Source organism: Flavobacterium flavigenum (assembly GCF_027111255.2).
Classification (GTDB): domain Bacteria; phylum Bacteroidota; class Bacteroidia; order Flavobacteriales; family Flavobacteriaceae; genus Flavobacterium; species Flavobacterium flavigenum.
Map to the genome: position 1 here is coordinate 1,644,185 of NZ_CP114285.2, position 24,644 is coordinate 1,668,828.

26 protein-coding genes are annotated in these 24,644 nt (G+C 32.7%); 14 read left to right on the forward strand and 12 right to left on the reverse strand.

Features of this window, described 5'->3' with window-relative positions:
* Positions 1–56: 56 nt before the first annotated feature.
* Genes OZP09_RS06280 through OZP09_RS06290 form a run of 3 tightly spaced genes read left to right on the forward strand, consistent with a single transcriptional unit; the run spans position 57 to position 2,865 of the window.
* Entirely contained in the window at positions 57–1,475 is a 1,419-nt protein-coding gene (locus OZP09_RS06280; protein ID WP_281310471.1) for a CCA tRNA nucleotidyltransferase, read from the forward strand.
* The gene (locus OZP09_RS06285) at positions 1,475–1,843 is read left to right on the forward strand and encodes a hypothetical protein (RefSeq protein WP_269237048.1); all 369 of its coding nucleotides are present in this window, start codon (positions 1,475–1,477) and stop codon (positions 1,841–1,843) included. The genes OZP09_RS06280 and OZP09_RS06285 overlap by 1 nt, the downstream gene beginning before the upstream one ends.
* Positions 1,840–2,865: a COX15/CtaA family protein gene (locus OZP09_RS06290; protein WP_269237049.1), complete on the forward strand. Its 1,026-nt coding sequence runs from the start codon at positions 1,840–1,842 to the stop codon at positions 2,863–2,865. Before OZP09_RS06285 ends, OZP09_RS06290 begins: the two co-directional genes overlap by 4 nt.
* Positions 2,866–2,953: 88 nt before the next feature.
* On the opposite strand, the gene OZP09_RS06295 is transcribed toward OZP09_RS06290, so the two are convergent.
* The 8 genes from OZP09_RS06295 to OZP09_RS06330 all read right to left on the reverse strand — a co-directional run bounded on the left by OZP09_RS06295 (position 2,954) and on the right by OZP09_RS06330 (position 9,625).
* Entirely contained in the window at positions 2,954–3,721 is a 768-nt protein-coding gene (locus OZP09_RS06295; protein ID WP_269237050.1) for a LytR/AlgR family response regulator transcription factor, read from the reverse strand.
* Positions 3,722–3,770: 49 nt separating this feature from the next.
* Positions 3,771–4,139, reverse strand: a complete 369-nt coding sequence (locus tag OZP09_RS06300; RefSeq protein WP_269237051.1) for a 2TM domain-containing protein — start codon at positions 4,137–4,139, stop codon at positions 3,771–3,773.
* Positions 4,140–4,158: 19 nt separating this feature from the next.
* Positions 4,159–4,464 (reverse strand): 2TM domain-containing protein, encoded by a 306-nt coding sequence (locus OZP09_RS06305; protein WP_269237052.1) that lies wholly within the window; start codon positions 4,462–4,464, stop codon positions 4,159–4,161.
* A 2-nt stretch (positions 4,465–4,466) separates the two neighbouring features.
* The gene (locus OZP09_RS06310; RefSeq protein WP_269237053.1) at positions 4,467–4,766 is read right to left on the reverse strand and encodes a 2TM domain-containing protein; all 300 of its coding nucleotides are present in this window, start codon (positions 4,764–4,766) and stop codon (positions 4,467–4,469) included.
* Between the two features lie 2 nt (positions 4,767–4,768).
* Positions 4,769–6,130: a 2TM domain-containing protein gene (locus OZP09_RS06315; protein WP_269237054.1), complete on the reverse strand. Its 1,362-nt coding sequence runs from the start codon at positions 6,128–6,130 to the stop codon at positions 4,769–4,771.
* Positions 6,131–6,158: 28 nt separating this feature from the next.
* Positions 6,159–6,782 (reverse strand): tetratricopeptide repeat protein, encoded by a 624-nt coding sequence (locus tag OZP09_RS06320; RefSeq protein WP_269237055.1) that lies wholly within the window; start codon positions 6,780–6,782, stop codon positions 6,159–6,161.
* A 37-nt stretch (positions 6,783–6,819) separates the two neighbouring features.
* Positions 6,820–7,227 carry a DUF2141 domain-containing protein gene (locus tag OZP09_RS06325; RefSeq protein ID WP_269237056.1) on the reverse strand — a complete coding sequence of 136 codons (408 nt, stop codon included), beginning with the start codon at positions 7,225–7,227 and terminating at the stop codon, positions 6,820–6,822.
* A 238-nt stretch (positions 7,228–7,465) separates the two neighbouring features.
* Positions 7,466–9,625 (reverse strand): TonB-dependent receptor, encoded by a 2,160-nt coding sequence (locus OZP09_RS06330; protein ID WP_269237057.1) that lies wholly within the window; start codon positions 9,623–9,625, stop codon positions 7,466–7,468.
* Between the two features lie 140 nt (positions 9,626–9,765).
* Here OZP09_RS06330 and OZP09_RS06335 point away from each other — a divergent pair, with 140 nt between their 5' ends.
* From OZP09_RS06335 to OZP09_RS06375, 9 genes are all read left to right on the forward strand, one after another.
* On the forward strand, positions 9,766–10,224 hold the full coding sequence (locus tag OZP09_RS06335) for a DinB family protein (protein WP_269237058.1): 459 nt from the start codon (positions 9,766–9,768) through the stop codon (positions 10,222–10,224).
* Positions 10,225–10,239: 15 nt separating this feature from the next.
* A complete protein-coding gene (locus OZP09_RS06340; RefSeq protein WP_269237059.1) occupies positions 10,240–10,815 on the forward strand; it encodes a sugar O-acetyltransferase in 576 nt (191 codons plus the stop codon).
* A complete protein-coding gene (gene gloA2, locus OZP09_RS06345) occupies positions 10,815–11,204 on the forward strand; it encodes an SMU1112c/YaeR family gloxylase I-like metalloprotein (protein ID WP_269237060.1) in 390 nt (129 codons plus the stop codon). Before OZP09_RS06340 ends, gloA2 begins: the two co-directional genes overlap by 1 nt.
* Before the next feature lie 141 nt (positions 11,205–11,345).
* Positions 11,346–12,650 (forward strand): chloride channel protein, encoded by a 1,305-nt coding sequence (locus OZP09_RS06350; RefSeq protein WP_281310472.1) that lies wholly within the window; start codon positions 11,346–11,348, stop codon positions 12,648–12,650.
* A 109-nt stretch (positions 12,651–12,759) separates the two neighbouring features.
* Positions 12,760–13,356 (forward strand): HPP family protein, encoded by a 597-nt coding sequence (locus OZP09_RS06355; RefSeq protein WP_281310473.1) that lies wholly within the window; start codon positions 12,760–12,762, stop codon positions 13,354–13,356.
* A gap of 231 nt (positions 13,357–13,587) precedes the next feature.
* Entirely contained in the window at positions 13,588–15,129 is a 1,542-nt protein-coding gene (locus OZP09_RS06360) for a S41 family peptidase (protein ID WP_269237063.1), read from the forward strand.
* A gap of 97 nt (positions 15,130–15,226) precedes the next feature.
* Entirely contained in the window at positions 15,227–15,769 is a 543-nt protein-coding gene (locus tag OZP09_RS06365) for a plasmid pRiA4b ORF-3 family protein (RefSeq protein ID WP_223682941.1), read from the forward strand.
* A 117-nt stretch (positions 15,770–15,886) separates the two neighbouring features.
* Complete coding sequence (locus OZP09_RS06370; protein WP_269237064.1) at positions 15,887–16,246, forward strand: four helix bundle protein; 360 nt, start codon at positions 15,887–15,889, stop codon at positions 16,244–16,246.
* A gap of 43 nt (positions 16,247–16,289) precedes the next feature.
* Positions 16,290–17,348, forward strand: coding sequence for a nucleoid-associated protein (locus OZP09_RS06375; RefSeq protein WP_163394336.1), 1,059 nt, complete (start codon positions 16,290–16,292; stop codon positions 17,346–17,348).
* Between the two features lie 67 nt (positions 17,349–17,415).
* Here OZP09_RS06375 and OZP09_RS06380 read toward each other — a convergent pair whose 3' ends face one another.
* On the reverse strand, positions 17,416–17,823 hold the full coding sequence (locus OZP09_RS06380) for a response regulator (protein WP_269237066.1): 408 nt from the start codon (positions 17,821–17,823) through the stop codon (positions 17,416–17,418).
* A gap of 3 nt (positions 17,824–17,826) precedes the next feature.
* Positions 17,827–19,536 carry a PAS domain-containing sensor histidine kinase gene (locus OZP09_RS06385; protein ID WP_269237067.1) on the reverse strand — a complete coding sequence of 570 codons (1,710 nt, stop codon included), beginning with the start codon at positions 19,534–19,536 and terminating at the stop codon, positions 17,827–17,829.
* Positions 19,537–19,703: 167 nt separating this feature from the next.
* Between OZP09_RS06385 and typA the strand changes: the two genes are divergently transcribed.
* Positions 19,704–21,500: a translational GTPase TypA gene (gene typA, locus OZP09_RS06390; protein WP_269237068.1), complete on the forward strand. Its 1,797-nt coding sequence runs from the start codon at positions 19,704–19,706 to the stop codon at positions 21,498–21,500.
* Positions 21,501–21,740: 240 nt separating this feature from the next.
* Here typA and OZP09_RS06395 read toward each other — a convergent pair whose 3' ends face one another.
* Together OZP09_RS06395 and OZP09_RS06400 are read right to left on the reverse strand one after the other, a co-directional pair.
* Entirely contained in the window at positions 21,741–22,577 is an 837-nt protein-coding gene (locus OZP09_RS06395; RefSeq protein WP_281310474.1) for an ABC transporter permease, read from the reverse strand.
* Between the two features lie 3 nt (positions 22,578–22,580).
* Positions 22,581–23,492, reverse strand: a complete 912-nt coding sequence (locus tag OZP09_RS06400) for an ABC transporter ATP-binding protein (protein ID WP_269237070.1) — start codon at positions 23,490–23,492, stop codon at positions 22,581–22,583.
* A gap of 98 nt (positions 23,493–23,590) precedes the next feature.
* On the opposite strand from OZP09_RS06400, the gene OZP09_RS06405 reads away from it, so the two are divergent.
* Positions 23,591–24,643, forward strand: coding sequence for a hypothetical protein (locus OZP09_RS06405; RefSeq protein WP_269237071.1), 1,053 nt, complete (start codon positions 23,591–23,593; stop codon positions 24,641–24,643).
* Position 24,644: the final 1 nt, after the last annotated feature.

Here is a 24,644-nt window from a genome sequence, read left to right on the forward strand (position 1 = left end):
GAATATAAACGAATAGTGAAATCTAAAAATTAATTTGCGAATTTGCAGTTAAAAAAATGAATTATACAAAAGCTTTAAATAATAAAATCTTCGAAATCATTTCGAAAGCTTCACGGGAATTAAACGTTGACTCATACGTCATCGGCGGATTTGTTCGTGATTTGCTTTTAAACCGGGGTTCGAAAAAAGATATTGATGTTGTTGCTGTTGGAAGCGGAATTGAACTTGCTTTAAAGGTTTCTGATTTACTTCCGAAAAAACCAAAAGTCCAGGTTTTTAAAACATACGGAACAGCAATGCTTCGTTTTGAAGACACCGATATTGAATTCGTAGGCGCCCGAAAAGAATCATATAATCGTGACAGCCGAAATCCAATTGTGGAAAACGGAACTTTACAAGACGATCAAAATCGCCGTGATTTTACAATCAATGCCCTGGCTTTATCTTTAAACGAAAATAATTTTGGTACTCTTTTAGATCCTTTTGACGGTTTAACCGATTTAGAAAATAAAACAATTAAAACGCCTTTGGATCCTGATATCACGTATTCTGATGATCCTTTGCGTATGCTTCGTGCGATTCGTTTTGCTACACAATTGAATTTCGAAATCGAAGAAAATTCATTGAATGCGATCACAAAAAATGCAGATCGTATCAAGATTATTTCTGGCGAAAGAATCGTTGATGAATTAAACAAAATCCTTATGACGGATAAACCTTCAACTGGATTTTTGCTTTTATACAAAACTGGACTTTTAGATATTATTCTTCCTGAATTAACCGCATTGAATCAGGTGGAAGAAATTGAAGGTCATACACATAAAAATAACTTTTATCACACGCTTGAAGTTGTTGATAATATTTGCCCAAATACAGATGATGTTTGGCTTCGCTGGTCGGCATTATTGCACGATATTGGAAAAGCGCCAACAAAACGTTTCAACAAAAAACAAGGCTGGACTTTTCACGGACATGAATTTCTAGGCGGAAAAATGGCAAAGAAAATCTTCGAACGTCTTCATATGCCTTTAAATCATAAAATGAAATTCGTACAGAAAATGGTTGTGATGAGTTCTCGTCCGATTGTTTTGGCTGAGGATATTGTAACCGACAGCGCTGTACGTCGTTTGGTTTTTGATGCCGGCGAAGATGTAGAAAATTTAATGACGTTGTGTGAAGCTGATATTACAACAAAGAATCCGGCGAAATTCAAAAAATACCATAAAAACTTCGAAGTTGTCCGCAGAAAAATTGTTGAAGTAGAAGAGCGCGATCATGTTCGTAATTTTCAACCGCCAATTACGGGTGAAGAAATTATGGAAATGTTTGATTTAAAACCTTCACGCGAAATTGGCGTTTTGAAAGAAGCGGTAAAAGAAGCCATTTTAGAAGGTATTATTCCAAATGAATATCAAGCGGCTTATGATTTTGTGATTAAACGAGCTGAGAAGTTAAATCTTACTCTTAAAAAATAATGGAGGATATAGCAGTTTATATATATTGGGCTTTAATCGTGATAATAATTACTTTTCCAAACTATATATTTTTTAAAAAACTAAAAGATGTTAAGGGAAAGCCTATCATACATAAATTACTCTATTTTCTAATATGCCTTCTTACACTCTTTGCAATAGCAATTATTTTTATGGCATTATTAACAAGCCCTTACCTAACTGAACTCTTCGGTTTAAAATTTGATCCTGATAGTTATATTACGAGGTTTATTTATGGTGGATTAGTATTTCCTCTTACCTATCTAGCAAATATATATTTCGGGAAATTATATTTAAAACGAATTTCAAAAACAGACAAAAACGAACTCGAATTAATCGGAAAAGAATGAAAAAAGAAAATAAATCAGTAATCATTTGGTTACTATCAGGTTGCGCATTATTATTTTTAATGGTTGTTGTCGGCGGAATTACACGTCTTACAAACTCGGGTTTATCGATGACCGACTGGCATTTGGTAACCGATACTTTCCCGCCTTTAACAGACGCTAAATGGCAGGCTGCTTTTGACGAATACAAGAAGTTTCCAGAATATCAGAAAATTAATATTCATAACGATTTTCAATTAGCCGATTATAAATTTATTTATTTCTGGGAATGGTTTCATCGTTTCATCGGGCGTATCATTGGACTGGTTTTCTTTATTCCTTTTGTTTACTTTTTAATCAAAAAGAAATTAGACACTCCAACCATTAAAAAATGCATTGTTCTTTTGGCAATGGGTGGTTTTCAGGGATTCCTTGGCTGGTTTATGGTTCGCAGCGGATTAATTGACAATCCGGATGTAAGCCACTTCAGACTTTCACTGCACCTCACTTTCGCCTTTATCACTTTTGCTTACACGCTTTGGGTTGCGCTGGATTTAATTTACCCTGAAAGAAACATCAATAAAATTATTCCGCTTCGTAAAATCGCAAGATATGCTTTAGCAGCTTTATTGATCCAGATTATTTATGGTGGATTTGTAGCAGGACTTAACGCCGGATTAATTCACAATCACTGGCCATTAATGAGTGACGGAGAATTTATTCATGAATCGGTTTTTATTGAGCAGTCTTCTCTAATCAAAAATTTAATTGAAGGAAAAAGCGGTGTTCAGTTTGTACACAGAACTTTTGCGTATGCAGTAGTGGCGATTATTCTTTTTCTGTATTTCAAAAGCAAAAAATATTCCCTTACCGATACCCAGTCAAAAGGAATTAACATTTTGGTGATTTTTGTTTTTGTTCAGTTTGCCCTTGGCGTCTTCACTTTATTGTACAGTGTACCTTTGGCTTTAGGATTAATTCATCAAATCATGGCATTCTTACTTTTGAGTGCAATGACCTATACTTTGCACCGTTTGAGCAAATAAAATCATTTTATATAAACAGAAAAAGAGTCTAAAATTAGACTCTTTTTCTGTTTTATTTATATCTTATTTTTCGCTTCTCATCAAAAATCTATCCTAACCAACTCTTAAAATCCTGCACCTTTTCACGACTTACAATCACCTCATCATCTTTATAAGTTGGTAAAATAATTTTTAAACGGGAATTGGTATATACCTGAATTTCTTTGATTGCTTTTAACGGTAATATAAATTTTCTGCTTACGCGAAAGAAATCTTTCCTGTTAAGCTCCTGCTCCAGAATTTCTAATGTAGAGTCAATTAGATAATCACGATTATCATAGGTATGAATGTAAGTACCTTTATTTTCACTAAAAAAACATTCAATTTCATCTTTGGTAATTACCTTTAAATGATGCCCGATTTTAACTGTAAACCTTTCCCTGTAAGTTTTTTCAAAAGGATTTGAAAGCATTTGTCGTATTTGTTCAAAATCAAGCTGAAGATTTTGATTTGCAGTATCCTGTTTCGGGATTCTGTTTTTGTATTTTGCAACAGCCGTTTCAAGATCATCTTCATCAATTGGTTTTAAAAGATAGTCAATGCTGTTTAGCTTAAAGGCTTTCAATGCATACTCATCATAAGCAGTTGTAAAAATGATAGCGCTTTTTATATCTATTTTTTCAAAAATTTCAAACGATAAACCATCCGAAAGCTGAATATCCAAAAAAATCAAATCAGGATGCGCGTTATTGCCAAACCAATGGATAGATTCTTCTACAGAATGCAGCATAGTTTGCACAGCAATGTCTAATTTTTCTAATTTTCGTTGTAATAATCTTGCAGCCGGTTTTTCGTCTTCTATAATTAAGGTGGTCATTTATTAAATTTGAAAAATTAAAATCTGGTTTTGGTTACAATTGGTAAAATTACTCCCATTTATTGGTGTTTTGAGATTCTTTGTTCATGTATTTCTGGATTTTTTTCTGTTCCCAGTCTGATCCAAAAAACAAATCAGGCCCGAAAACGGTGAAAGCATGAATCAATAAACCAATTCCCCAAAAGAAGGCTGTCGAATACGTATGCCATTCAAATAATCCGCTCTCATCAAATCTGTTTCCAACAAAATCCCTGTTTATATTTGAAAAAATAATGATTGCATTTACAATTAAATATATTTTTAAGTGCGAATAAAAACCCTTGATTCTTTTTATTTTTTTGTATGCTCTTTCAAAACTTTCATCATTTTCAAATTCTTGTCCGTACTCTTCGTAAAAGCGTCTTCTACAACGTCCCATTTTATTTTGTTTTAAAAAGTTATTGCCATTTATTTTTGTTCTCTTTTTCTTTCTCCATGATTTCTCTGATTTTCCGTTCTTCCCATCCTTTTCCAAAAACCGGAAAAACTTCAAAAACTTTTAATCCGTGAAAAACAACTCCAACTCCCCACCACATTAAAGGCCAGTAAAACCATAAATGATTAGGTGTAGTATATAAATTGATAAAAATCAAAAAAGCATTGACAACTATATAAGAAATTAAGTTGCCATAAAACCCTTTTATATTCTCGACTTTCTTTTTAGCCTGGTAATATTTGTCTTCTTCGTTATAATTTATTTCCATGATTACTCCCATTTTTGTCTATTATTTTCTTTTTCTAAAATCTCATCTATCTTTCTTTTTTCCCATTGTTTACTAAAAAAAGGAAAACAATCAAAGGCTTTCAATCCGTGTAAAACAATTGCAACTCCCCAGCCCAGCAAGGAAAACCAAAAATATAAATAACCTGGCGAAGTTATAAGATTTACAATTATAACAATTGGATTACAGAGAAGATATACTGTCAGATGTTCATAAAACTTTCTGATTTTTTTCACTCTTTCCTGGGCCTCATAATAACGTTCTGTATCAGCATACTTTCCCATAATTATTTCCAGGTTTGTTGTTTATTATTCTCCTTTTCCAGAATCTCTCTGATCTTTCTTTCTTCCCAGTCTGAACTGTAACCAAAAACTTTAAAAGCATGCATTACAACTCCAAATCCCCAGCCTAAAGCCGAAAACCAAAACCACTGAAATCCGGGAGAATATCTCAAATTGATAAATACTAAAAACGGAATCACACAACAATACGAAATTACATTTCCGTAGAAACCTTTTAACTCTTCTACTCTTTTTTTAGCTCTAAAATAAGCTTTACTTTCATCGCTGTAGTCTGCATTTGTTTCCATAACTGCTATTTGTTTCGTTAAAATCGGAATCTTAACCGTAAATGTTTTTTCATTTTGTTCAATCAAAACTTTTCTGTTGGTTACAATTCCGTATCGATTTACAATATTTTGGAGCCCAACTCCCTGCCTGTCCTGTAGAACTTCCTTCTTCTGAAAATCATTTTGAATGGCAAGATAATCTCCGTCTGTAAAAATTCTGATATGCAATGGTTTTTGTTCACTTACTACATTATGTTTCACTGTGTTTTCTAATAAAAGCTGCAGCGACAACGGAACCACTTTTGCATCCGGATTGATATTCTCTGCTGGCAATTCATAAAACAAACTGTTTTCAAATCGCATCTTCAGGAGGTTCATATAAGTTTTTGCAAACGACAATTCATCTTCAACAGAAACCAGCTCTTTATCTTTTTGCTCTAAAACATATCGGTAAATTTTAGATAAGGAAGTGGTAAACCGCTGTGCATTATCCGGGTTTTCTTCAATCAGAGAACTCAAAACATTGAGACTGTTAAAAAGAAAATGCGGATCAATCTGATTTTTTAAACTTTCGAATTTGGCATTTGCCGTTCCTGCGATAATCTTTTGCTGCGTTATTTCGAATTTTGATGCCTGTTTCCATTTTACCATAAAGCTTCTGGCTTGAAGAAAAGCCGAAACTCCTAATGATAAAACGATATAAAAAAGATGAACCCAAAACATTTTTTCGCCAAAAAAGACATCAAGAGTCACGTTTTGCAACAAAACAAAAATGAAATAATTAATTCCTAAAACGACTGGAACGGTATAAAGTATTGTGACTAAAATGCCATAGTAAACCCTTAAATTTGTTTGCTCCAGCCAGTCCCACTTTTTATCTAACAGTACACTGATGAAACCGTTGCCAAATCCTAATCCGAAAGAATAAACACAGCTTACAAAAAAAGTGACAAGAACGTTTTTAACATTTAAATCGGAACCCAGAGAAGCTGAAAATATAATCGCAAAGACCATAGAAATCTTGAAACAGGTTATTGTTCCACTTTTTAAATCAGCAAATGAACTTCTATGATCTTTCATTTATAAATTTTCTTAAATTATAATAATATTATTTTTTACAGTTTTTTTGTGTTTCCAAAGCTCTTTCTAATCCCCATTTTGGAGAAAAAGGGGTTTCAGGTTTAAATGTACCAAAAAGTTCGATAGCTTTATCAACCTGTAAACAAAGTGGTTTTGTATCAACACCAGTCCATTTAGCTCCCCCTAACTGATAATCTGCTTCACCAAATACCGCTCTTGGATTATTAGGATCAATTGCTTTTGCTTTGGCGTAAGCTTCCATCACTCTTGCCGAATATTTCATTCCGTTTGTCATTGGGTCAGCGACAACATATCCTGTATAAATCAAAGCCTGCAAAACATATAACTCGGCATTGTTCTGATCTTTTATGATTTCCTTATCCAAAGCATCTTGTGCCTTTGTCAATAACAAATCGATCTTTGTTTTATCTTTTTCAGTAAAAACAGATGTCGTATTGATTAATGCAACATAATAATTTGGAAGATAGCTGGTTTTTTCTGCTGCTGCAATTCTTTCAAACATTGCTGAAGCTTCGTCGTTTTTTCCTTCTTTCCAAAGTCCGAAAGCCTTCTCCATCCCTTTTTCAAATTGTGTCTGAGCTGAAGCTATTACCACTACAAATAGTGTGATTAATGTGATGATCTTTTTCATTTTATAAGTTATTTAATGGTTTAACAGGATTAGTTTTTTATAATGTAATTTCAATTTTAGAGTCTTTACCAACAGTGAATTTAGCATCTGTATAGGAAGGTGGCCCCATGAATCCTTTTGCATTGTTTGAAGCTGCGTAATCTTCAGAGGGGATTCCCATTGCGTTTCTGTCAAGTTTCCCATTATTATTTTCATCGTGATAAGTAGAAATCGCATATTCGCCAGCAGGAAGATTATCAAATATTACAACTGCTTTGTTATTTTTAATTTCAGAAGCAAGGCTCTTGTAAGTTGTTTTCAGAAATGTTCCGTCTGAGTTATACAATCCGACTTTAACAGCTCCCGTATTGTTTTTTACACCTGAAACAGTAATAGTTAATTTTACATTTTGAGCAGACATTAAGCTGCAAATAAACAAGATAGTAAGGGTAATAATTTTGGTCATGATTTCTTTTTTTAAGTTTCTGATTTACTAAGGTTCTGCGATTTTATTTTTTTATTGATGATTAAAACTCTGGTTATTAATTTATACTTCAAAAGTATGCTGGTTTTTAGTCTTATGAAATTAAATGATACTGAGTTGTTGATTTTGGTTACTGAATTGTTTTTGTTTAAGATGCTAAGTTTCTGAGGAACTAAGTTTTTTCTCTTAACAACTGAATATCCTATTGTCTGAAAACCTCTTAAAGATTCTTTAACTGATTCTCATTTTTGTTCTGGCTAATGGTCCAGAAGAAACCTACGAAGAAGAATCTGTCTGCGGTTGGAACTATAGCTTGTCTTTGATAAACGCCGCTCGAATCCGGATTTCTGGCGTAATCGTATCCGAAAACGTTTTGTGTTCCTAAAAGATTTGAAACAGAGAAATAAAGGATTTTTTGTGTGGTTAATAAATACGCCCAGTTAAAACTTAAACTGTTGTATGATTTTGTTTTTCCATTCATAAACTGTGTTTGGTTTGGGTCATTATACGGGCGTCCTGAACTGAAACTGTTTGTAAATCCAATTTGCGATTTCCAGTCTGTTATAAAATATTTCGTTACAACTGATAAATTATGATTGGCTACAAAACTTGGTGTTACCATATTTGGAAAGTTTTTGTATTGTCTTTCCGAATCTATATAAGAATATGAAATCCAATATTCTAAGTTTTTATACAAATTGCTGTCTCTCCAAAGCAAATCGAAACCTTTTGCGTAACCTGAACCGTTGTTACTGAAAACAGAATTGTACTGAATATCCCTGGTATCGTACTGAACTAAATTCTTATAATTTTTATAATAGAGCTCTGTTCTAAGCAATTGTCCTGGTTTTGAAAACGTGTAATTCAAAATATAATGACTTGCTTTTTCGCTTTCAAACTGATGGTATTTTGAATATTTAATATAATCCACAACCGGAGTCTGAGTAAAATCTCCGTAAGCAAAAGAAAACTGACTGGTTTTCGAAAGTTTATAACCTAATGAAGCTCTTGGCGCAATATTATTTTCGTTTAATAAACTGTTGTTTGAATATCTTAAACCAACTTTCAAAGCTAAATTTTTAGAGAATGAAACATCTCCTTCTGCATAAGATGCAAAAATATTTGAATCGTAACCGTTTTCAAAAGACGTAGCAGTAGCAATATCTTCGTTGTATTTGGTAATAAAATAATCAGCACCAAAAGACAATCTAAAATAATTGGAAATCTTTTTTGACAATTTTAGTTTTAACTGTGCCGCATTTTCCTGACCCTCAATACCAGTAATATCATATTTCAATTTGTTTTTGCTGTATCCGTAACTGATTCCTGATGTCAGCTGCCATCCTGGCCCGATACTTCCTTTGTAAGATGAATTCAGATAGAAATTATTATTGTTCATATCTGTTCTGATCGGGTTTTCAAAATTGATATTTTTCTGATTTAAATCGAATTTTTCTGAATCGAAAGAAGCGTAAAGTTTGAAAATTCCGTTTGTAAATTTATATCTGTAAACCGTTTCGCCTCCTAAAGACTGATATGGATTATTCCAATCTACATTTTGTGGGATCACCGCCTGATAAGGTGCCAAATTAACGTACATCATATTTACACTTAAGGAACTTTTTTTCCATTTTTGTGTGTTTCCTAAACTCAAACCAACCGTCATAAATCCGATATCAGTTTTTTCGTGATCTTCTTCATCCTGCGTATTTAAAAGCAAAACACTAGATAATGCCTCACCATATTCAGCAGAATAACCTCCGGTAGAAAAAGCGATCCCGCTAAATAAGAAAGGAGAAAATCTGCTTCGGGTTGGTAAATTATTAGTTGTAGCACCGTATGGCTGTGCTACGCGAATTCCGTCTACAAAAGTTTGCGTTTCGTTTGCTTCACCTCCACGAACAAACAAACGTCCGTCTTCCCCCACACTTTGTGTTCCTGGCAACGTTTGTAAAGCCGCTATAATATTTCCGGCAGAACCTGCTGTTGTCACAATATCCAGTGGCTTTAAAACAGACACTCTTGCTTTTTCTCCAGATTCTAAAGTTCCGGCGGTGATGACAACAGCATCTAAAGCATTTATATTTTCTCTTAATTTAATTGTCTGATCTTTATAATTCGCAACATCAATTTCTTGTTTGAAAGTTTCGAAAAGTAAAAAGCTTACCACTAAAAATTTATTTCCGGTTTCTGTAGTTTCAAAAGAAAATTCTCCTGTTTCAGAACTCGTTGCGCCATCGTATGTTCCGTCCAGATAAATATTGGCACCAGCAACCGGTTTTCCTTTTTGGTCAAGAACTTTTCCTGAAATAGTATTTTGAGCGAAAATAAATGCTGCAAAAAATAAAAAGGGTATTGTTAAAAATAATTTGGTTTTCATGTCTTCTTTTGATTTTGATGAAGCAAATGTATCTCAACTATTCTTGTTAAAAAATATTAAATAACCCAATTGTAGATTTTTGGGGATGAGTTGTAAAATACTAATTTGTATCTTAGCTATGAATTGAAAAAAACATTATTATGTCAGAAAGTAAAAGAATTTCAAATCTATATCAGTCTATTTATAATGGAAATCCCTGGCTGGAAGTTACTTTAGCACATACGTTAAGAGATATTACTGCCGAACAGGCGTACAGGAAAGTAAATCCGAATCTGAATACGATTTGGGAAATTGTGAATCATCTTATACAATGGAGAAGAAACATTTTAAAACGTATGCAGGGAGAAGTAATCATCACTCCGGATCATAACTATTTTGTGCCTGTTCTGGATCCATCTGAAGCTGCCTGGGAGCAGTCACTTCAAAATCTGGCAAAATCACAAGAAGCCTGGAATACTTTCTTTGAAGATTTTGATGATGCTGATTTAGGAAAAATATATGCCAACAATAATCACACCTATTACGAACACATTCACGGAATCATTCAGCACGATGTTTATCATTTAGGGCAGATTGTTATTTTGAAGAAGATGCTTTAATCGGCAAAATAAATAATGAAAACAGAGAAAGAAAAAATGATCAGCGGTGAATACTATAATGCTTTTGATGCTGAATTAGTAAAAGGCCGCAGGAGAGCAAAAAACCTGCTTCATAGTTTAAATGTAAAAGAGTACAGGGTTACTAAAAAAGCAAAAGAAATTTTAAAGGAATTGATTCCCAATACCGGAACCGGTTTTTACATTGAGCCCCCATTTCATTGCGATTACGGATATAATATTATTGCGGGAGACAATGTCTATTTTAATGTAAATTGTGTTGTTTTAGATTGTGCAACTGTAACTATTGGGTCAAATGTATTTATTGCACCCAATGTTCAGATTTACACTGCGTCTCACCCACTTGATGCTGAATTAAGAAAAACACTGGAAAATGCTTATCCTGTTTCTATTGGAGATGATACCTGGATTGGCGGAAACACTGTAATTTGTCCGGGTGTAACTATCGGGAAAGGTTGTGTAATAGGAGCCGGATCAGTTGTTACCAAAAACATTCCGGATAATTCACTCGCTGTTGGAAATCCCGCAAAAGTAATACGAAAATTAAATCAGGAATCTGGATCAAATATATAATGCTTACCTTAAACAAAGTTCACCACATCGCTATTTTATGCTCTGATTATCAAAAATCTAAAACCTTTTATACTGAGGTTTTGGGATTAACCATCATCCGAGAAATATACCGCGAGGAACGTCAGTCATATAAACTTGATTTAGCCCTTAACGGCATTTATGTTGTTGAGTTATTTTCATTTCCAAATCCTCCCAAAAGACCTTCAAAACCTGAAGCTGTTGGTTTGCGTCATTTGGCTTTTGAAGTGATTAATTTAGATGAAACTGTTGCTCTTTTGCATTCTAAAAACATCGAATCAGAACCTATCCGTATAGATGAAACGACAGAAAAGCGATTTACTTTTATCGCGGACCCCGATTTATTACCAATAGAATTTTATGAAAGATGATCATTATTGAGATATTTCAACGCTATGCTATTAAAAACACACTGAAAGATTTTTCTCATATCCTTAATTTTAACATATTATACTGAGTATTTTTTATTTAAAACCCAATTTGATTCTCTAATTTTGTAATCCGCATAAAAAATGCGATACTACAAAATTTATAGTCTGATGAACAAAACGGCGCAAATCAAAAAAAATCATCAATTTATTAAGTTTCGAAAATTAGTTATTGTTTCCTTATTAATTGGCTTTCTCTCTGCTTTTCTCGGAATTTCACTTAAAAGAATTACAGAATATTACGAGGAAATCTTTTTTCACGAAGTATCGGTAAATCCCATTTTTTATATCATTTTTCCCGTTTTCGGATTATCCGTAATTTATTTCCTCAGACAATATCTTTTTAAGAAAAAAGAAAATAAAGGAATCAAAGAGGTTTTTGAAAGTACCGGTTCTAAATCTAAAAATTTACCTTCTTATAAAATCCCTTCTCACTTCATCAACGGATTGTTAACTGTTATTTTTGGAGGTTCAACCGGAATCGAAGTTTCTACAGTAGTCGCAACAGCAACCATTGGCTCTGTAGCCCACGAAAAAGAAAATGTTTTCCGTCAATACAAAACCGAATTAATTTGCGCAGGAGTTGCTGCCGGAGTTACGGCATTATTCAGCAGTCCGATTGCGGGAATTTTGTTTGCTTTTGAAGTTATTTCAAGAAAAGTGACCCGGGCATTTATCATATCAAATGTCATAGCAGTTTCTATTGCTTTTGGATTGCTTACTATCCTAAAAGAAGGACCTTTGTTTGCCATTTCAATCACAACATGGCATCTAAAAGCGATTCCGTATTTTATTCTTTTAGGAATTTTGGCCGGAATGAATTCTGTTTACCTGACCCGATGCGTTTTATTTTTTAAATCCCAATTCGGAAAAATTGATACGCATTATTACAAAATCATAATTGGCTCTGCGGTTTTAAGCATCTCACTATTTATTTTTCCGCAATTGTACGGTGAGGGATATCATGCCATTAAAACCAGTTTTATTGCTCCAAACCAAATTATGACATTTACTTTAGCCTTAACTTTTATTGGCATATTACTCCTTAAACCCATTGTAACCTCCATTACATTAGCTTCGGGAGGAGATGGAGGTGTTTTTGCACCAAGTCTTTTTATAGGGGCTTTTTTAGGATTATTACTGGCTTCGGTCTTAAATACTTTTTTTCAGGTTCATGTAATTCCGGTAAATTTTATGATTATCGGAATGGCTGCGGTATTAAGTGCCAGCATCCACGCACCTTTTACAGCTATATTTTTAGTATGCGGACTTACAAACGATTACACCTTATTTTTTCCGATTCTTGTCGTTTGCTTAATTTCGAAATACACCGCAAAAATGATTTATCCCTATACGGTATATAGTTATTCTCCAGGTATAACAAAATAATTTCAGGCTAATAATCCATCCATTAACAGAATCATCACCATTGTTACGTACAGCAAAGTGTATTTAAAAACATAACGAAAAATCAATTATAGCAAAACAAAATTACAAAATGCCCGTTCAAAAAATAAAAAGAGGATATCGCAAAACACGTTACATTCTTTACAAAGAAACTCTAGTTGATTATAAAGAACATTTTTGGTCTTTTTTAGGATCCTTTGTTGGGATCGGAATCCTGGCTTATATTCAATCGATGCATTTTTCAGGAAATGATGCGGTATATTTAATTGGTTCTTTTGGAGCTTCTAGCGTACTTGTCTACGGAATTATTCAGAGTCCGTTTTCTCAGCCCAGGAATTTAGTTGGAGGTCATTTAATTTCGGCTTTTGTTGGTGTTACAGTACATAAATTAGCACCAGATATTATCTGGATAGCCGCTCCCCTGGCCGTTTCTTTCGCAATTATTTTAATGCAGGTCACGAAAACGCTGCATCCACCCGGAGGAGCGACTGCATTAATTGCGATCATTGGTTCGGATAAAATAAAAAGTTTGGGCTATATGTATGTAGTATCTCCTGTCCTTATTGGTGTTTTGATTTTGCTTATTGTGGCCTTGATTTTTAATAATATGACAGCCAACAGGCGTTATCCAACTCATAAAAAATACAACAAACTTAGAAAGAGACTTTCAAAAGTTATTAGAAACTAATTTATAATAGTTATCTGTATATTTTTGTAATTATTATTGTTTGACATTTTAAATGTTATTTTTGGTAAAAATAATCTCACTTTAACCAAAATAACCTTAATGAAAAATAGAATTTTAGTATTATTATTTACAATTGTACAAACGACATTTGCCAGCAACATTCTTACTGAAAACCAAAAACTTGCCAATACCTGCAAAGTATGGGGGTTTTTGAAATATTACCATCCAAATGTGGCAAACGGAAGTAAAAACTGGGACAAACAGCTTTTTACAATTTTGCCTGAGGTAGAGAATGCAAAAACCAAAGAAGATTTTTCATTAATTCTCGAAAACTGGATAAATTCTCTTGGAGATGTAAAGGAAACCACACCAATAATTCAGTCAAAAGATATTAAGTATTTTGATAAAAACTTTGATTTGTCATGGGCTAGTAATTCTAAAGTATTTTCTAAAAGCCTTTCAAAGAAACTTAAGTTTATTGAAGTCAATAGATATCAAGGAAAACAGTATTTTGTGCAATATGACCCTGAATCTGATAACATTTTGAAATTTAACAATGACGTTAAATATCCAGATTTTAAATGGACAGATAAAAATTTACGCATTTTAACGCTTTTTAGATATTGGAATTATGTACAATACTTTTTTCCATATAAATATCAAATGGATCAAAAATGGGATATCACTTTAGAAAAAATGATTCCTCTTTTTATGGAAGCAAAAAATGAAGACGATTTTTATGACGCGATGCAACGACTAACCGTTAAACTTAATGACTCTCATGTTACGTTTTATAGATATTCAGACCAAGATTCTAATAAAATCTTAAATTATTTTCCAGCCAAATGTAAAATCATTGATGAAAAAATAGTTGTCACAGAAATTCTGGCAGATAGTCTGGCAGAAACTCAAAATATAAAAATAGGTACTGTTATTACTAAGGTAAATAACAAAACGATAAAACAAATCATTGCAGAAAATAGAGATTTAATTGCAGCATCAAATGAAGCTGCTTATCTAAACAAACTAACTGAATCCGCATTATCTGGATATTCAGATACTGTTGAGTTAGAATTTCTTCAAGACGGAAAGTATATAACAAAAACTATAAATTGGTATGATGAACATGATTCACACAGAAATGAATATAAAAAAGGTGCCAAAACTAAAAAAGAAAAATTTAAAGTTTTAGAAAATAATATAGGCTATGTTGATATGGGAATTTTAAACGTTAAAAATGTTCCTGATATGATTGAAACCTTACAATCAACCAAAGCTATTATTTTTGATGTCAGAAATTACCCTAAAAACACTAATTATACAATAGCTGAATACTTAAATCCAAAACCTACAGAATTTGTTAAATTTATTGACCCCGATTTAAGTTTTCCAGGCAGGTATATTTGGAGAAATGGCGTTGAAACGTGTGGCAGAATTAACCCTGAACATTACAAAGGGAAAGTAATTCTTTTAATAAATGAAAAATCGATTAGTCATTCTGAATATACAGCAATGTGTTTAAAAGCAGCCCCTAAAGTAACAATAATCGGTAGTCAAACTGCAGGAGCTGATGGTGCAAATGCTCGTTTTCATATTATGAAAGGTTTTCAAACATCATTTACATGTTATGGCGTTTTTTATCCAAATCTAAAAGAAACCCAACGTATTGGAATTGTTCCAGATATTGAAATTAAACAAACAATCAAAGGAATTCAAGAAGGGAGAGACGAGATTTTCGATCGTGCTTTGCAATTTATTGAGACTGGAAAGTAAATTACCAAAATCAAAAATCTTTTCAACAAATCTCACCTCACAATTCATATTTCGTTTTTTATATTTTACCTTTGACTTTTCAAAAAATACAAAGATTATGGTTTATAAATTTAGAGTCATTCTGGACGCCGAAGAAGATATTTTTAGAGACATTGCAATTCTTGAAGATGATACCCTTGAGGATTTACACAATGCAATTTTCAACGCTTTTGGATTTGACGGATCAGAAGTGGCTTCATTTTATACTTGTGATGACACATGGAATCAGGAAGATGAAATTCCGCTTTTTGACACAGGAGATATTCCAGGCGAAATCAGAACCATGAACGATTATCCGTTATCTAGTATTTTAGACAAACAAAATACGAAGATTATATACGTTTATGATTTCATCAGCATGTGGACTTTCTTAGTTGAACTGGCTGCTATCGAAGATGAACAAGTTGGGGTTACTTATCCTGAAACTTTATTTTCTCATGGTGAAATGCCTGATGAAGCTACAGAAAAAAACTTCGAATCTGATGATATGCACAATGATATCTACGGTGAATTTGAAGATGATTTAGATGAAGACGATCTTGATATGTTCGAAGGAGACGACAGCTTTGAGGATTTTGGTTTTGAGGAGAATTGGAATTAGTTTTTTGAAGATTCAAAGTGACAGAGTGACAAAGGTGCAAAGGCTTTCTTTTGAAAGCTAATATTTAAAAATGTAAGTTTTTACTTATTTTTGTGTTTGTATTTTTAAACATTAAATATGAAAACTTTTAGAGACCTTTTTATCTGGCAAAAATCTATGAATCTGGTAACAGAAATTTACCAACTAACAAATTCATTCCCAAAAGAAGAAATTTACGGATTGTCTTCGCAAATTAGAAGATCATCAATATCAATACCTAGTAATATTGCGGAAGGATACGGCAGAGATGGAAAAACTGAATTATTACGATTCCTCAATATTTCTATGTCGTCATTATTCGAAATGCAGACACAACTTGAAATTTCATTCAATTTAAAATATATAAACGAGTATCAATTCAGTAAAACAAACGGAGAAAGTAGAGAATTAGAACGAATGCTGAGCGCTTTTATAAAAAAATTAAAAGACCGCAAATAACCTTTGTCACTTTGTCACTCTGACTCTTTGAAACTAGAAAAAAATGATAAACCTTTTCAATACCCACATCGAAACCCTGGCGATACATCGCGTAGGAAATAAAAGCCGAAATGAAGCGATTTTTTTATCGGAACAGCCCTTTAATTTAAATGATGAAATTGTACCCTTGATAAAAGAGTACTTTTTTAAACCTTTTAGAGAAAAAGAAGAAAACTACTATCAGTTTGCACACGAAGTGGACCTGGACTACAACGACATGTTTAAATTTGCAACTGAAATTTTTGCAAATCCATCCAGTGTTCAGGAAGTTTCAAAAAAAATCACGAAGCATTTATACGAACAGTCCAATCATCCGCATATTAAAAACGGAGAGGTTTATGTAACCTATTTAACTAATTTAAGTATAGATAATAATGTAGTTGATGCCATCGGGATTTTCAAAAGCGAATTACAATCTGATTTTTTACAATTTGAAGAAAAAGACAGTAATCTTGAAATGATTTTACAGCAGGGAATCAACCTGAGTAAATTAGATAAAGGATGCCTTATTTTTAATTACAAAAAGGAAGAAGGTTACAAAATCTTAACTGTTGACAGCAACCGTTATGATGCACGTTACTGGCTTGAACACTTTTTATCTGTTGATGCTTTTGAAGATGAAAATTTCATTACCAAAAAATATTTAAAATTCTGCCAAAACTTTGCGAAAGATGTTGTTTTACCGGCAGAAGACAAGAAAGAAGAAGTAATGTTTATGAACCGATCTGTGAATTATTTCGCTAAAAATGATCAGTTTGAAGAACAGAATTTTCTAAATGAAGTATTAGATAACCCTGATTTAATCCCCGAATTTAAAAACTATAAAGTCGATAAAGGAGAAAAATACAGCATCGAAGATGTTACCTCATTCCCTATTGCTAACGCCGCCGTTTCTGACGCCAGAAAATCGATTAAAAACGTAATTAATCTGGATACACACATTCAGATTAAAATGGACTTTATTAATCCTGAAAGCGCAGAAAAATTTGTCGAAAAAGGCTGGGATGAAGAAAAACAAATGTATTACTACTTAGTATATTTCAATAAAGAAGAAAAAAACTAAGGAGGATTCATTTTCTATTACTTACTTAAACAAAAAACGGCAATTAAATCTAATTGCCGTTTTTTTATTATAATTCAATTTTATTTTTAAGGTATTCAAGCATTTGCATCGTTATCGGCTTAGAAAGAAAATCAATTATAATAGGATATTTTTTTGCTTTTGCTAAATCTTCAGGATTAATTGTAGAAGATAAAACGATAACATTTATAGAATTAAATTCCTCATAATCAGACGTTGTAAAATGATCTAAAAACTCCCAGCCTCCCATCACCGGCATATTCAAATCCAGAAAAATCAATTGTGGCTTTTTTACCGGCTGATCTTTACTATATTTTAAAGTATTGAAATATGATAAAGCTTCCTCGCCATTTTGAGCTGTGATGATTAAATCAGAAAAACCTGCTTTTGCAATTACTTTTTTAGACAGCATTAATGTAATAGGGTCATCATCAATACATAAAATTTCTTCCAGCATAAATTAATTTTTAAATGTTATGATAAATGAGGTTCCTTTGTTGACCTCACTTTCAACAGTAATTGTTCCTCCCATAGTTTCAACCTGCGATTTAACAAGATACAAACCAAGGCCTTTGCTATCGGGATAATTATGAAATCTTTGGTATAATCCGAAAACTTTATCACCATTTCTTTCTAAATCAATACCGATTCCATTATCAGTAAAAGTCAAAAAAACTGTCTGACCAACTTGTTCAGCGGTTATTGAAATTTTTAACTTTCTATTCTCAGATTTGTATTTGATCGAATTCGTTAACAAATTTAATAATATACTTTCAATATAAGCCTTATTAGTATTAAGTAATGGAACTTTATCCAGCTTAAGTTTTATTATAGGCTTATGTGTCTCTATTTGAAAAGACAACTGACCAAATACATTTTCAAAAACCTCAGACAAAGAAACCATTTCTTTCTGCATCGAAGGATTATCTTTTATAATGATCACCTTTACCAAATCATTAATTGTTTCATTTAAAAGATACGTTGACTTATAAAAACCATTAAGAATTTCCTGTAACTCAGGATTATCGATAGGTATATATTCAATCAGATTCAACAATCCCATTAAATTAGACAACGGAGCCCTAAGGTTATGCGAAGTTATATACGAAAACTGCTTTAAATCCTTATTATTCTGAGTTAATTCGCGAATTAAATGCTCTTTTTCGGTTTCCAGTTTTCTTTCTTCTGTAATATCCTGCTGAATCGATATCCAATGGGACAAAACACCCTCTGAATTAAAAATTGGAATCATAGAAAAACGAACCCAATACTCCTGTTTATCTTTGCTGTAACTTATGGTTTCAATTAGACATTCCTTTTCTTCCTTTATAGCTTTTAATACTTTTTTTAATGCTTCAGAATCTGAATTTGGCCCTTTAAAAACATTTGGCGACTGCCCCAGGATTTCATCGGATTCGTAGCCGGACATTTTAGAAAAAGCAGGGTTTACGTAAACAATTCTCGGAATTTTACCATCAGTAGAATTTGCTTCGGTAATCAAAATAGAATCTTTAGACTGAATAATTACGGTTTCTAAAAGTTTAAGCCGCTGTTCCTCTTCTTTTTGTTTTGTAATATCCTGAATAGCCCCTATCATCCTGATAGCCTTGCCATTTTCATCCTTTAAAAGAAAGCCTCTGTCCAAAACATATTTATAGTTTCCGTCTGCACACCTGAAGCGGTATTGATCCTGCCACTTTTCAGTTTTCTGTTCAATAAAAGAGTATAATTTAACAGACATCCTGATACTGTCTTCCGGATGAATTTTATCGAACCACCATTTCGAGGTCACACCTACATCTTCGTGTTTATATCCAAAAACAGTTTCTATTCCTTTATTCCATGTAATATAATCTTCCTGAATTCTCCAGTCCCATATTGTATCACTGGTAGCTTTTGCAACAATATCGTACTTTTCATTAGACTCTTTGATCTCTTCATTGGTAAGCTGCATTTTCTTTAAAATAGAGATATTTCTGTTTTCATTTTTAGCTAAAATGTAATTGAAAACAACTCCGGTAAAAAATATATAAACGATGTCTTTGACAAAGCTAAGATAAAAGAATTCAGCTTTTAAAGCGTAGCAAACCAACAATTTATGACACAATACAGCCATAAATAACGAAATGATAATAAATATCAGCGTAATTTGTTTAGGTTTACTTTTCATTACTCAAATATAGGAAAATAAACCAAAATTAACCAAATAGAGACATGTTTAAATCTATTGAATTATTACTATTTCGTTAAACTAATTCGCTGGCATTACGTAAACTATCCTCAAAACGTTTTTTTTATCAAAATAAAGTGTACCTTTGCGCCCATTAAAAATCACAGATGGAATCTATTAGAAACATTGCAATTATTGCCCACGTCGATCACGGTAAAACCACTTTGGTTGATAAAATTATGTATCACTGTCAGTTATTTCGTGAAAACGAAAACACAGGTGATTTAATTCTTGATAATAACGATTTAGAGCGTGAGAGAGGTATTACTATTACTTCTAAAAACGTTTCTGTTCAATATAAAGGAACAAAAATCAATATTATTGATACTCCAGGCCACGCCGATTTTGGAGGTGAAGTAGAGCGTGTATTGAACATGGCCGATGGTGTATGTTTGCTAGTGGATGCTTTTGAAGGTCCAATGCCACAAACTCGTTTTGTATTACAAAAAGCTATTGACTTAGGTCTTAAGCCTTGTGTAGTTATCAATAAAGTTGATAAAGAAAACTGTACTCCGGAAGAAGTTCACGAAAAAGTTTTTGACTTAATGTTTGAATTAGGTGCTGAAGAATGGCAGTTGGATTTCCCAACAGTTTATGGTTCTGCAAAAAACAACTGGATGTCAGATCATTGGGAAAACGTAACTGATAATGTTGAAGCATTATTGGATATGGTTGTTGAAAATGTACCAGCTCCTAAAGTTTCTGAAGGAAATCCACAAATGTTAATTACTTCTTTGGATTTCTCTGCATTTACTGGTCGTATTGCTATCGGTCGTTTAGAAAGAGGTGTTTTGAAAGAAGGAATGCCAATATCTTTAGTAAAAAGAGACGGTACTGTAACAAAATCAAGAATTAAAGAATTACATACTTTTGAAGGTCTTGGACGTAAAAAAGTTACAGAAGTAATTGCTGGTGATATTTGTGCTGTTGTTGGTGTTGAAGGTTTCGAAATTGGTGATACTATCTCTGATCACGAAAATCCAGAAGGATTAGCATCTATTGCTATTGATGAGCCTACAATGAGTATGTTGTTTACTATTAATGACTCTCCTTTCTTTGGTAAAGAAGGTAAATTCGTAACTTCTCGTCATATTAGAGAGCGTTTAACAAAAGAATTAGAGAAAAACTTAGCTATGAAGTTAGGTGAAACTGATTCTGCTGATAAATTCATGGTTTTTGGTCGTGGTGTACTTCACTTATCTGTTCTTATTGAAACAATGAGAAGAGAAGGGTATGAATTACAAATCGGACAGCCACAGGTTATCATCAAAGAAATTGATGGTAAAAAGTGTGAGCCAATTGAGGAATTAACAATCGATTTACCGGAAAACCTTTCAGGTAGAGCAGTTGAGTTTGTTACTATGCGTAAAGGAGAAATGCTGAGCATGGAAACTAAAGGGGAACGTATGATTGTAAAATTCAATATTCCATCACGTGGAATTATTGGATTGCGTAACCAATTACTTACTGCAACAGCAGGTGAAGCTATTATGGCACACCGTTTTATTGGATATGAGCCTTACAAAGGAGAAATTGCCGGACGTAACAAAGGTTCATTAATTTCTATGGAAAAAGGAAAAGCTATTCCATATTCTATCGATAAATTACAAGACCGTGGTAAGTTTTTCGTTGAACCAAATGCTGAAATCTACGAAGGTCAGGTAATTGGAGAAAACTCTCGTAGTGATGATATGTGTGTAAACGTAACTAAAGAGAAAAAACAATCTAACGTTCGTTCTTCAGGAGCTGATGAAAAAGCGAGAATTATTCCTCCAATCATTTTCTCTTTAGAAGAAGCTTTAGAATATATTCAAAAGGATGAATATGTAGAAGTTACTCCAAAATCTATCCGTTTGAGAAAGATTTATTTAACTGAAACCGACAGAAAAAGATTTAAAATCTAATTATATTTAAGTTTCAATATTCAAAAATCCCAAATTCCAGTTTAAAATGGAGTTTGGGATTCTTTTTTTTAACCTTTATTTAATTTCTAAAGATCAGAACTTAAATTTAATCTCGGAACTTTATCTTTTTTAACTAAAATCCGCTTTATGCTTAACGTAAATCATTTTTTTACTTTATACCAATTAGTTTTTAATACATTTCAATAATTTTTTAAAAAAACAAACAAATTATTTAAAACATTACAAATCCCTTTTTTTCAAAAGTTTGTATGAAAAGTAAACAAACAAAAATGTCCAGACCAGGACAATTAAAACAGAGAAATAGTCAACACTATAATCCTTCACATTATCAACTCCCATTTGATTGCCAATATTTTTAATTACTGACAATCTTGTAAATGGTTCAATAATTAAATTTGACATGGCTTCTAATGGAAAAAACTTCATAATAGTATATCCAATAGAGCTGTCGGGGAATATTTTAAATACTAAAATACCTTTCGCGATTCCTTCCAATATGCTCCAAACCAAAAGAAAACCCAATGCAAAAGCAGATCGTTTTACGAAAATTCCTAAAAACAAACAAAAAGAAAAGAAACCCGTCAACTTTATAAAAAAAGCCAGAAGATAATCTAAATCAGTAAAAATAATTCCAAATTCAGTATAAGATGAAAAACAAAGTCCCAAAATAAGACTCATTACGAAAACGAATATTGTAGAGCAAAATGCGAAAACAACAACTGTAAAGAATTTAGACAACACAAATTCTTTTTTGCTAAGCCCATCAATCAAATTTTGCTTTAAAGTACCATAACTATATTCGTTAGCCATCATAGACACTATTACAATAGCCAGAAAAAATTTCAGCCATGCGGCTACATATGTATTAAAATGCCAAATAAAAGGAAAATTAAAAATTCCCATTTCTGCTAAGTGAAATCTAAAAATTCCCAAATCAAATTTTATCGATGCAATTAAAGCTATAAATGAAAGTAAAATGAAATATGTTAGTGTCAATACTTTACTGGCTTTGTTTTTCCAGATTTTTTGGAACTCTATTGAAATAAGTCTGTTCATGGTTTAGTTATTTTGAGCGTTGGCATTTTTGGTTAATTCTAAAAACTGGGCTTCTAAACTATTTTTGCGCTTCACTAAATGGCTTAGGGCAATATCTTTTGAGAATAAAAATTTATTGAGTTCCGAAGCTGACAATTCAGATTTCAAATAAACCAAAATTTTTCCTTCTTCTTCAGCAATTCTGTCAACTGCAGGATGTTCATTCAAAATAGCTTTCAAAGTTTCATTGTCCTCAGACTGGACCTCAAAGAAACCTTCATTTGAAGACATCCCGTCAACAGAGCCAGAATACAGCATCTCCCCTTTTCGCAAAACCACTACGTGCGAACACACTTTTTCAACTTCGTCCAATAAATGTGAAGCCAGCAGAATAGTCGTTCCCTGTGAAGCAATTTTTTTAATAATATCACGAATCTGATGAATTCCCTGAGGATCTAAACCATTTGTAGGTTCATCCAAAATTAAAATTTCAGGATCATTTAAAAGTGCCGAAGCAATAGCCAGACGCTGCTTCATTCCTAAAGAAAAAGTACTGAATTTGCTATTTTTCCTTTCTGTTAAACCTACTAAATCAAGCTTTTCATTTATTTTAGAATAGTTAATACCTTTTATTTTACAAACCAGCTTCAGATTTTCTTCGGCGGTCATGTAAGGATAAAAATTAGGGCGCTCTATTATTGCACCTACTTTTTTTAAAGCTTCATGGGTTTGCATTTTACCACCAAACCAGCTATAATTCCCTGATGTTCGGTTTACAACATTCAGGACAATTCCTAAAGTGGTTGATTTTCCGCTTCCGTTTGGTCCTAAAATACCATAAACGCGTCCTTTTTGTATTTCAAAAGATATATTTTTCAAGGCCTGAATCCGCCCATATCTTTTATGAAGATTTTCAATTGTAAGTATGGTTTCCAAATTTATTTCGGTTTTAGTTTTTTAGTAAGACGTTTCAACTTAGATATTGTTACTCCTAAATAATAAATTAATGTAAATTTGCATTAAAGATATTGAAAATGAGCGAGCCTTTAATGCTGTTAAAAAAACCTACTTACCCTCTGACACAGCCTCTTTTAAGTTACTTAGAACGATACGAAAGAATCTCTAAAGTTTCTGTGTTTTATGATGACTTATTGCGCTTTTCAGGCTCTATAAATGTATATGATAAGAATGATGCTGACACTTTATGGATCAGAGTCTATTATAATGAATTTGAAAGAAATGAAATTGATCTGAACCTGAAGAAAATATATTCTCTTTTACATTCTGACGGAAATAGCGAAATTATCCAGTTTCTTAATATTGATGCCATTGATTACTGCACATTTGGTAATTCAAAACCTTTCCGTATTAAGGTTCGAAATATCCTTAACGATAATTATGTTCATTTTTACATCAAAAAAGCCGATGCATCGAGAATTTACGGACTGGAATTAGAAGATATTTTATCTCCGGACAAAATCAACTTTCTGGTTTATAATGATACATTGATTGAAGAACATATTATCGGCATTCCCGGTGATGTTTTCATGGGTACTTTATTGGATTCCTGTACAGAAACCGAAAAATCACAAATCGCAAAAGAGTTTGTAAAATTCAATGAACGCTGCATGATCAGGCTTTTAGGCGACATGCGTGCTTATAATTATGTAATTGTCCCTATCCACGATTTTGATCAGGTAGTGTATAAAATCCGTCCAATCGATTTTGACCAGCAATGTTATGAAGGCAATTTTAAAGTCTATCGTCCACAATTTTTTAAGGAAAATTATCCGATGATAAAACTGATTAAGGAAAAGCTGGAAGAACGTTCTATTATTCAATACAAAGACGAAGAACGTGCTATTTTAGCAAAGCGAATTCACTCTGCCGAAAACAGAATTAAAAAGCTTTTAAATATAATGTGTCATGATACTATTTCAACGGAAGGGCATCTGAATCAGCTAAAAATGGAATTGTACCGTTATACTAATGATATGAAATTTAAAAACGCGAAATCAATGGGGCATATCATGCATGCTGCTTTTGAATTTATTACACGTAATTTTAAAAACACCAACCTGATTTAAA

Excerpts from the sequence above, each read along its gene's own strand:
- typA (WP_269237068.1), top strand. The coding sequence starts at position 19,704 with ATGGAATCTATTAGAAACATTGCAATTATTGCCCACGTCGATCACGGT.
- OZP09_RS06325 (WP_269237056.1), bottom strand. The coding sequence starts at position 7,227 with ATGACCAAAATTATTACCCTTACTATCTTGTTTATTTGCAGCTTAATG.
- OZP09_RS06395 (WP_281310474.1), bottom strand. The coding sequence starts at position 22,577 with ATGAACAGACTTATTTCAATAGAGTTCCAAAAAATCTGGAAAAACAAA.
- OZP09_RS06355 (WP_281310473.1), top strand. The coding sequence starts at position 12,760 with ATGCCCGTTCAAAAAATAAAAAGAGGATATCGCAAAACACGTTACATT.
- OZP09_RS06310 (WP_269237053.1), bottom strand. The coding sequence starts at position 4,766 with ATGGGAAAGTATGCTGATACAGAACGTTATTATGAGGCCCAGGAAAGA.
- OZP09_RS06280 (WP_281310471.1), top strand. The coding sequence starts at position 57 with ATGAATTATACAAAAGCTTTAAATAATAAAATCTTCGAAATCATTTCG.
- OZP09_RS06340 (WP_269237059.1), top strand. The coding sequence starts at position 10,240 with ATGAAAACAGAGAAAGAAAAAATGATCAGCGGTGAATACTATAATGCT.
- OZP09_RS06285 (WP_269237048.1), top strand. The coding sequence starts at position 1,475 with ATGGAGGATATAGCAGTTTATATATATTGGGCTTTAATCGTGATAATA.
- OZP09_RS06385 (WP_269237067.1), bottom strand. The coding sequence starts at position 19,536 with ATGAAAAGTAAACCTAAACAAATTACGCTGATATTTATTATCATTTCG.
- OZP09_RS06300 (WP_269237051.1), bottom strand. The coding sequence starts at position 4,139 with ATGGGACGTTGTAGAAGACGCTTTTACGAAGAGTACGGACAAGAATTT.
- OZP09_RS06350 (WP_281310472.1), top strand. The coding sequence starts at position 11,346 with ATGCGATACTACAAAATTTATAGTCTGATGAACAAAACGGCGCAAATC.
- OZP09_RS06290 (WP_269237049.1), top strand. The coding sequence starts at position 1,840 with ATGAAAAAAGAAAATAAATCAGTAATCATTTGGTTACTATCAGGTTGC.
- OZP09_RS06305 (WP_269237052.1), bottom strand. The coding sequence starts at position 4,464 with ATGGAAATAAATTATAACGAAGAAGACAAATATTACCAGGCTAAAAAG.
- OZP09_RS06370 (WP_269237064.1), top strand. The coding sequence starts at position 15,887 with ATGAAAACTTTTAGAGACCTTTTTATCTGGCAAAAATCTATGAATCTG.
- OZP09_RS06405 (WP_269237071.1), top strand. The coding sequence starts at position 23,591 with ATGAGCGAGCCTTTAATGCTGTTAAAAAAACCTACTTACCCTCTGACA.
- OZP09_RS06320 (WP_269237055.1), bottom strand. The coding sequence starts at position 6,782 with ATGAAAAAGATCATCACATTAATCACACTATTTGTAGTGGTAATAGCT.
- gloA2 (WP_269237060.1), top strand. The coding sequence starts at position 10,815 with ATGCTTACCTTAAACAAAGTTCACCACATCGCTATTTTATGCTCTGAT.
- OZP09_RS06295 (WP_269237050.1), bottom strand. The coding sequence starts at position 3,721 with ATGACCACCTTAATTATAGAAGACGAAAAACCGGCTGCAAGATTATTA.
- OZP09_RS06380 (WP_269237066.1), bottom strand. The coding sequence starts at position 17,823 with ATGCTGGAAGAAATTTTATGTATTGATGATGACCCTATTACATTAATG.
- OZP09_RS06365 (WP_223682941.1), top strand. The coding sequence starts at position 15,227 with ATGGTTTATAAATTTAGAGTCATTCTGGACGCCGAAGAAGATATTTTT.
- OZP09_RS06315 (WP_269237054.1), bottom strand. The coding sequence starts at position 6,130 with ATGAAAGATCATAGAAGTTCATTTGCTGATTTAAAAAGTGGAACAATA.
- OZP09_RS06375 (WP_163394336.1), top strand. The coding sequence starts at position 16,290 with ATGATAAACCTTTTCAATACCCACATCGAAACCCTGGCGATACATCGC.
- OZP09_RS06335 (WP_269237058.1), top strand. The coding sequence starts at position 9,766 with ATGTCAGAAAGTAAAAGAATTTCAAATCTATATCAGTCTATTTATAAT.
- OZP09_RS06330 (WP_269237057.1), bottom strand. The coding sequence starts at position 9,625 with ATGAAAACCAAATTATTTTTAACAATACCCTTTTTATTTTTTGCAGCA.